At 35.8% G+C, this 1,180-nt stretch carries 1 protein-coding gene; it reads left to right on the top strand.

The features are described from left to right. Nucleotides 1–71: 71 nt before the first annotated feature. Nucleotides 72–1,162, top strand: a protein-coding gene (locus AC1M9D_RS13995) for an IS4-like element ISAba1 family transposase (RefSeq protein ID WP_085940648.1) whose coding sequence is annotated in 2 segments (ribosomal slippage) — nt 72–612 and nt 612–1,162 — 1,092 coding nt in all. Because the reading frame shifts where the segments join, the coding sequence is not laid out codon by codon here. Nucleotides 1,163–1,180: the final 18 nt, after the last annotated feature.

Genomic DNA, 1,180 nt, shown 5'->3' with positions numbered 1-1,180 from the left:
CTCTGTACACGACAAAAATAGATAACTCATTGAAATAATGTCACAATAATTGTTTTCTAACGACGAATACTATGACACATCTCAATGAGTTATATCTTATCTTAAACAAATCTCTAAAATGGAACAAGTCACATTTAAAGTGCTTTGCGCTCATCATGCTTGTGATTATTTTAAAGCAAACATGTAATCTTTCTTCTGCATCTAAAGCCTTGCCCATCAAGTGTTTACCACAATCATTTTATCGACGTATGCAGCGCTTCTTTGCAGGTCAGTATTTTGATTATCGTCAAATTTCTCAGTTGATTTTCAATATGTTTTCATTCGACCAAGTGCAACTGACTTTAGATAGAACCAATTGGAAATGGGGAAAACGAAATATTAATATCCTGATGCTCGCAATCGTTTATCGTGGAATAGCGATACCTATCCTTTGGACATTGCTTAATAAACGTGGAAATTCAGATACGAAAGAGCGTATTGCTTTGATTCAACGCTTTATAGCCATTTTTGGTAAAGACCGTATTGTGAATGTGTTCGCAGACAGAGAGTTTATCGGTGAGCAGTGGTTTACATGGTTAATTGAACAAGACATCAACTTCTGCATTCGTGTTAAAAAAACTTCATTGTCACCAATCATTTAGGAAAGAATCATAAAATTAGTGATTTATTTCGCCATCTTAAAGTTGGTCAAATTGAATGTCGTAAACGACGGATTTTGGTTGGTCGGGTGAAACTATATATAAGTGCACTACAGTTAGAAAATGGAGAGCTTTTACTCGTCGTTTCTCCTCAGTTTAATGCCAATGCTATTCAGGATTATGCATTACGCTGGGAAATTGAAACCTTATTCAGTTGTCTCAAAGGACGCGGGTTTAATCTTGAAAATACGCGCTTGACAGACCCTAGACGAGTGAAAAAATTGATTGCGGTGTTAGCTATAAGCTTCTGTTGGTGTTACTTAACGGGTGAATGGCAACATAATCAAAAAAAAGCGATAAAAATAAAGAAGCATGGACGACTCTCAATGAGTTTATTTCGCTATGGTTTAGACTATGTTCAAATGGCGATTCAGCGTTTAATTGGTTTTGGGAAAAAAGAAGAGTTTAAGGAAATTTTGGCAATTTTAAGAAAGCAGAATCCTGATAGGATAAGGGTTCTGTGAAATTTGTCGTGTACAGAG

It is taken from the genome of Acinetobacter sp. ANC_7682 (genome assembly GCF_056779795.1).
Note: the sequence above shows the minus strand (reverse complement) of the source record. Positions and strands in the feature narration are given on the sequence as shown.